This is a genomic window from Streptomyces sp. NPDC030809, assembly GCF_055572195.1.
The window spans coordinates 79,517-86,983 of the sequence record NZ_JBVIDV010000004.1; the positions used below are offsets into that span (position 1 = coordinate 79,517).

The window sequence follows — 7,467 nt, forward strand, 5'->3', positions numbered from 1 at the left end:
TCAATTCCTCAGGAATAGCGCGGCTTGATGTCCGAATCAGTCCGATTCGATCACCTACGGCTGGTAATCGGATGCGGCCGATCCCTGTCCGATTCGGGACCTTGGACCCGGGCCTCTTGTCTCATCGCTTGAGAGCAAGCTCACTTTGCTCTTTACGTAAGAAATCTTGGTGTAGGTTCCCCGGGCACGCGCCCAGCCCTTGGGGCGTGCACTGACCTGCACATGGAGTTGTTTCGGCGTGATGCGATTCACGGAGGGGGCCTCCCGTTTCGACAACGGGACGGCGAAGGGGCGGGGGATTTCTCCATCCCGCAAATCAAGACTGCTGCGCCGGGGGACGGCCGTCGTCAGTGCGGTGCTCTCGTCGGCACTGCTCGCGTCGTGCGTGCCCGACGGCGACCCGTCCGCCCTCGGACCCGACGGGTTCAAGCCGCGCGCGGTCCAGAAGACCGACCCGGTCACCGGCAAGCCGTACGTCCCGAAGGGCACTTCGCCCCGGAGCGACACCGACCGGCACCCGTGGGTGAAGCCCGAGGTGACCTGGCCCGCGCCCGCCGAGGGCGAGGCCCTGCTCGGTGCGCCCGCCCCCGAGGCCCGCGCCCTGTCCGCGAGCCCGGCCCGCGGCTCCGCGGCGACCCCGCCCCGCGGTCTCAAGCACACCCCGGTCAAGGGCCTCCCGGTGGCCGTGGCCCCGCTGGCCCCGGCCCCCGCCAAGCCGCAGCCCAAGCAGCAGCCCGGGACCACGTCCGCGCCGAAGCCCGGTGCCAAGGCCGCACCCGGCACGCTGGCCGCCCCCCAGTCCGGCCCCCAGCCCGCCGCCCAGGCGCCCGGGCGCCTCCGGGTGAAGGTCACCGACCGCAAGACGGCCGCCAAGGCCGGCATCGACGGCTTCCTCGTCGTCGTCAGCCGCGCCGACGGCAAGAACGCCCCCGGCCAGGCCTCCGTACAGCTCGACTACGACGGCTTCCGCGAGGCCTACGGCGCCGGCTGGGCCTCCCGGCTCCGCCTCGTCCAGCTCCCGGCCTGCGTGCTCACCACGCCCCAGAAGCCGGAGTGCAAGGCCGTCACCCCGCTGCCCACGCGCAACGACACCAAGGCCGGCGTGCTGACCGCCCGGGTGGACGTCACCGCCGACGCCAAGGCCGCGGCCGCAGCCAAGCCCGCCACCGGCACCGCCACCGGCAAGGCCACCACCGCCCGGACCGCCTCCTACGCAGCGGCCCCCATGGCCGCCTCCCTGGCCGGCGCCACCGTCCTCGCCGCGGCCCCCGCCGCCGACGGCTCCGCCGGCGACTTCAAGGCCACCTCCCTCTCGCCGTCGGGCACCTGGAGCGCGGGCGGCAACCACGGCGGCTTCAGCTGGTCCTACCCGATGGCCGTGCCGCCGGTCCCGGGCCCGCTGACCCCCAAGATCTCCCTCGACTACAGCTCCTCGGCCGTGGACGGCCGCACCGCCTCCGCCAACAGCCAGCCCTCCTGGGTCGGCGAGGGCTGGGGCCTCGAAATGGGCTTCATCGAGCGCCAGTACATGGCCTGCAAGGACGACCGCACCGGCGGCAACGCCCCGGAGAAGACCGGCGACGTCTGCTGGAAGTCCGACAACGCCGTGCTCTCCCTCAACGGGCAGAGCGTCCCGCTGGTGAAGGACTCCGGCACCGGCGCCTGGAAGCCCGCCCGGGACGACGGCTCCCGCGTCGAGCGCTTCAACGGCACCGCCACCGACACCGCCAACGGCGACGACGACAACGAGCACTGGCGGGTCACCACCGCCGACGGCACCCAGTACTGGTTCGGCAAGAACCGCCTGCCGGGCTGGGCTGCGGGCAAGACCGAGACCAACTCGGCCCTGACCGTCCCCGTCTACGGCAACCACAGCGGCGAGCCCGGCAACGCGAGCTCCTTCGCCACCTCCGTCAAGGACCAGGCCTGGCGCTGGAACCTCGACTACGTGACCGACGTGCACGGCAACGCGATGGCGCTCTTCTACACCAAGGAGAAGAACGTCTACGCGAAGAACTCGGCCGGCATGACCACCATGCCCAAGGGTTCCGCCACGTACGACCGCGCCGGCTACCTGAACCGCATCGAGTACGGCCACCGCGCCGGGCAGGTCTACGCCGCGAACCCGGCCGCCAAGGTGAACTTCACCGTCATCGACCGCTGCACCGGTGCCACCGCCGCGGACTGCACCTTCGACAAGGCGCACGCCGACTTCTGGCCCGACACCCCCGTCGACCAGCAGTGCGAGATGGACAAGGACTGCATCAACGGCTCCCCGAGCTTCTGGTCCAAGAAGCGCCTGAGCAGCATCACCACCCAGTCGCTCAAGGCCGGCACCTACCAGGACGTGGACACCTGGGCGCTGGGCCACCAGTACCCGGGCACCGGTGACACCGGCGGCAACGGCCTGTGGCTCTCCTCGATCACCCGGACCGGCAAGGCCGCCGCCACCCCGGTCGCCATGCCGAAGGTCGACTTCGGCGGCACCCTGATGCCCAACCGCGTGGACGCCGCCGAGGGCCGCCCGCCGCTGAACAAGTACCGGATCACCCGGATCAGCAGCGAGACCGGCTCCGACACCCTGATCGCGTACTCCGCCCCGGAGTGCGTGGCCGGAGCCACCCCCGCGCCCGACGCCACCAACACCAAGCGCTGCTACCCCACCTGGTGGACGCCCAACGGCGGCAGCGAGCCGGTGAAGGACTTCTTCCACAAGTACGTGGCCACCAAGGTCACCGAGAACGACAAGGTCACCGGCGCCATCGCCGCCGTCACCGAGTACGAGTACCTCGGCGGCGTCGCGTGGGCCAAGGACACCAGCGAGTTCACCCTCGACAAGCACCGCACGTTCAGCGACTACCGCGGCTACGGCAAGGTGCGCACCCGCACCGGCACGAGCAACAAGAAGCTGATCGAGACCCGCTACCTGCGGGGCGTCGCGGGCGCCCAGGTGGCCGACTCCCAGGGCGGCACCGTCACCGACGCCGAGCAGTACAGCGGCATGGAGCTGGAGTCCTCCGACTACGACGCGGACGGCGGCGCCATCGCCGCGACCGTCATCAGCAGGCCCTGGTCCCGCGAGGTGGCGAGCCAGCCCCGGCCCGGCACCACGGACCTGAAGTCGTACCAGATCAACCGCGAGTCGCAGACCGGTTCGGTGCTCCTGTCCGGCAACACCTGGCAGACCACCCGCACCACCAACTCCTTCGACCAGTACGGCCAGGTCACCGCCGTCTCCGAGGAGGGCGACACCGCCGTCACCGGCGACGAGGTGTGCAGCCGCACCACCTTCGCCCCCGCCGACACCGCCAACTGGCTGCTCTCCTACCCGTCCACGGTGCAGCGCACCAGCGCGGTGTGCAGCACCCCGGCGAGCCCGGCGAACATCCTGACCGAGGTCCGCACCTCGTACGACGCCAAGGCCCACGGCACCGGCCCGGCGTACGGCAAGGGCAACCCGACCAAGGTCGAGGAGCTGGAGGGCTTCAACGGCACCACCCCGGTGTTCGTCACCGCGAGCACCGGCGTCTTCGACCAGTACGGCCGTCCGCTGGAGCAGACGGACGCGGCGGGCAACAAGACGACGACCGCCTACACCCCGGCGACCGGCGCCCAGCCCACCAAGACCACCGCGACCAACGCCAAGAGCCAGACGACCAGCACCACCCTGGACGGCCTGCGCGGACTCCCGCTCGACGTCACCGACGTCTCGGGCCGCGTGACCCGCCAGCAGTACAACGCCCTGGGCCAGCTCACCGCCGCCTGGCGGCCGGGCCGGGACACCACCCAGCCCGCGGACGTGACCTTCGAGTACCTGATCCGCAACAACGCACCGACCGCGGTCACCTCGAAGACGCTGCTGGAGAGCGGCAAGTACCGTTCCGCGATCACCCTGTACGACGGCCTGCTGCGGCAGCGCCAGACGCAGACCGACGCGCACGGCGGCACCGGCCGGCTCGTGAAGGACTCCTTCTACGACAGCCAGGGCCGCGAGTACAAGACCAACAACGAGTACTACAACGACCAGCCCGCGGCCACGACCCTGCTGTCCGTCCCGGACAACCAGATCCCGAACCAGACGGTGACGGAGTTCGACGGCCAGGGCCGCACCACCGCCAACATCACGCTCTCCAAGGGCGTCGAGAAGTGGCGCACGAGCACCAGCTACGGCGGCAACTGGGTCGCGAGCGTCCCGCCGCAGGGCGGCACCGCCACCCTCGCCGTGCACAACGCCCGTGAGAAGGTCACCGAGCTGCGGCAGTACAAGGACGGCAACCCCGTCTACGGCGCCCCGGCTTCCGCGTACGACAGCGTGAAGTACACGTACGACGCGGACGACCACATCACCAAGGTCGTGGACCCCGCGGGCAACACCTGGACCAGCGAGTTCGACCGCCGCGGCAACCCGGTGAAGACCACCGACCCCGACAAGGGCACGGTCGTCAACACCTACACCCCCGACGGCAAGGTGGCCACGACCACCGACGCCCGCGGGGTGAAGGTCGCCCACGCCTACGACGTGCTGGGCCGCCGCATCGCCACCCACAAGGACAACACCGCCACCGGCGAGAAGCTCGCCCAGTGGGTGTACGACACCCTGCCCGGCGGCGTGGGCAAGCTGGCGTCCTCGACGCGCTACGACAAGGGCAACGCCTACACGACCACCGTCAAGGGCTACGACGCGGGCGGCCGGGCCACCGGCTCCACCGTCACCGTGCCGGGGGTCGAGGGCAAGCTGGCCGGCAGCTACACCTTCTCGACCACCTACACCCCGAACACCGGCCTGACGGCCACCACCGCCTACCCGGCGGGCGGCGGCTTCGCCGCCGAGACGGTCCGCAACGGCTACACCGAGTTCGGCCTGCCGACCACGGTCGGCAACGGCACCGACGTCTACTCCCTGGGCAGCCAGTACTCGCCGTTCGGTGACGTGCTGCAGACCGTCCTCGGCGACATCGGCGCCCGCACGGTCCAGACGTACACCTACGAGGACCACACCCGCCGGATCAGCAGCGTGCTGAACGACCGGGAGGCCGCCGCCCCGCAGACCATCGACAACAAGCAGTACACCTACGACGCGGCGGGCAACGTCACGCGGATCCGCAACGACCGCGACGACAAGACCGTGGCCGACGACCAGTGCTTCACCTACGACTACGCGCGCCGCATGACCGACGCCTGGACGTCCACGGACGCCTGCGCGGTCAAGCCCACCGCGGGCGGCACCAAGCCGAAGGTCGGCGGGGTGGACCCGTACTGGTACTCGTACACCTTCGACGCGGCGGGCAACCGCACCCAGGAGGTGCAGCACGACCCGGCGGGCGACCCCGCCAAGGACGTCACCCGCACCTCCGGCTACCCGCTGCCGGGTGAGGACCGCCCGCACGCCGTGGACGCGGTCACCCGGACCGGTCCGGGCGCCCGCACCGACTCCTTCGAGTACGACGCGGCCGGGTACACCACCCGCCGGGTCACCGCCAAGGGCGACCAGCAGCTGACCTGGGACCCGGAGGGGCACCTCGCCACCTCCACGGTCGGCGGCAAGACCTCGTCCTTCGTGTACGACGCGAGCGGCAACCGCCTGCTGCGCAAGGACCCGGACAAGGTCACTCTGTACCTGGGCAACCAGGAGCTGACGCTCACCACGGCCACCGCCGCGGTCACCGGCGTCCGCTACTACAAGGCGGGCAAGTCCACCATCGCGGCCACCTCCGACGGCCGGCTGTCCTACCTCCTCGCCGACCACCACAACACCGACGAGGTGCAGGTGGACGCGGGGACCATGGACTACACCCGGCGCGGCCAGACCCCGTTCGGCACCCCGCGCGGCAAGCAGCCGGCCGCGGGCTCCTGGACGGGCGAGCGGGGCTTCGTGGGCGGCACCGACGACGCCTCAACCGGCCTCGTGCACCTGAACGCGCGCGAGTACGACGCGGCCAACGGCCGGTTCGTCTCCGTGGACCCGGTGATGGACCCCAACGACCCGGCGCAGCTCAACGGCTACGCGTACGCCAACAACACGCCGGTCACCGCGACCGACCCCAGTGGCCAGTTCTTCGCCATCCCCGGCATCCTGGCCAACGTCAAGAAGGTGATCAAGCAGGTCCGCGAGATCATCCGGCGGGTGGCCCAGGACCGGGCCAGGGCCGCCATCACCCGGGGCCTGCGGGCCTCCGGCTCGTACGGCGCCGCCTGGCGGGCCGCGTACGGACCCCTGGCGAAGGGGGCCAAGCGCTGGACCGGCAACGTGGGTGCGGGCGAGGACCGCGGGGTCATGGTCGTCAGCCTCTACATCCACACCAAGGACGCCATGCTCGGCCGCCTGCTCGGCGACGACCGCGGCTACTCCACGGACCCGGGCGCCCCCTACCGGATGCTCGTCTTCTGGGACACCGCGAGCGGCAACGTCAGCTTCACCGTCGCGCCCTCGCACCAGCCGGAGCGGTACGAGTACGGCGGCGGCCCGGTCGGCCTCGGCGCGGACAACAAGATCCGCAAGATGCCCGAGACGATGCTCCCGGCGAACGACATCTACGCCAACGAGGGCACGAACCGGTTCTCGACCCTGATGGGCCGCAACATCATCGAGGCGAAGAAGGAGGACAATTCCCTCAAGGTGGACCTGTACGCCGTGCAGCCCCTGATGCCGGTCGGTTCGGTGGACGCCCACCTGACCATCGCGCCGAACGAGGGCATGGTCCGCCGCCAGGGCGACAGCTACCCGGACATGACCGTCACCCAGTACCGGCAGGGCCAGGGCGCGAAGCGCATCGCCCACGACGACATGGCGAGCACGACCGGCCTGCCGGCCCTGCCCCCGTGGCCGAACATCGACCGCACCTGGGTGAACGACTACTGCACGAAGGGATGCAACTGACCGTGGACGGCAAGAACGGCGCAGGGGCGGCCGCCGGCCGCCGGCAGGGCTGGGCCCGATGGCTCCTGTCCTGCGCGATCCGGTACGTGCCGACCTTCGCGGTGGGCTGGACGATCGCCTCGGCGGTCGCCCCCCGGGCCCTCGGGTACGAGAGCCGGGTGCTGCCGTGGGGCGAGTCCTTCCTCGTCTACATGGAGGCGCTGCCCGGATTCCTGGCCTCGATCGGCGGGGCGACGCTGTTCTTCCTGCTGCTGATCGCCCGGCTCCGCACGGGCGAGAAGCTCCAGTTCCGCTTCACTGCGTCGCTGGTCTGCCTCCTGCCGGTGTCGATCTTCCTGTTCTTCGGCGGCGGGCTGATGAGCGTGACGATGTTCGCGATGCAGATCGTGTTCACGGCGTTCCTCATGCCGGCCCCGGGGCCGGGTGACACCGAGGACTGACCGGACCTCCTGCGGCAGAACGCGCGGACGGCGGGGGGGGGGGGGGGGGGGGGGGAGGGGGGGGGGGGGGGGGGTGGGGGGGGGGTGGGGGGGGGGGGGGCCGATCGGGTGCTGGTGCTCGACGCAGACACCATGGCAGCCGACGACTGG

General features: G+C 71.1%; 2 protein-coding genes. Both read left to right on the top strand.

The genetic code is table 11. The annotated features are described in order from the left end of the window. Positions 1–241 precede the first annotated feature (241 nt). Complete coding sequence (locus tag ACZ407_RS07060; RefSeq protein ID WP_468126556.1) at positions 242–6,877, top strand: RHS repeat-associated core domain-containing protein; 6,636 nt, start codon at positions 242–244, stop codon at positions 6,875–6,877. Next, complete coding sequence (locus ACZ407_RS07065; protein ID WP_468126187.1) at positions 6,868–7,317, top strand: hypothetical protein; 450 nt, start codon at positions 6,868–6,870, stop codon at positions 7,315–7,317. The genes ACZ407_RS07060 and ACZ407_RS07065 overlap by 10 nt, the downstream gene beginning before the upstream one ends. Positions 7,318–7,467: the final 150 nt, after the last annotated feature.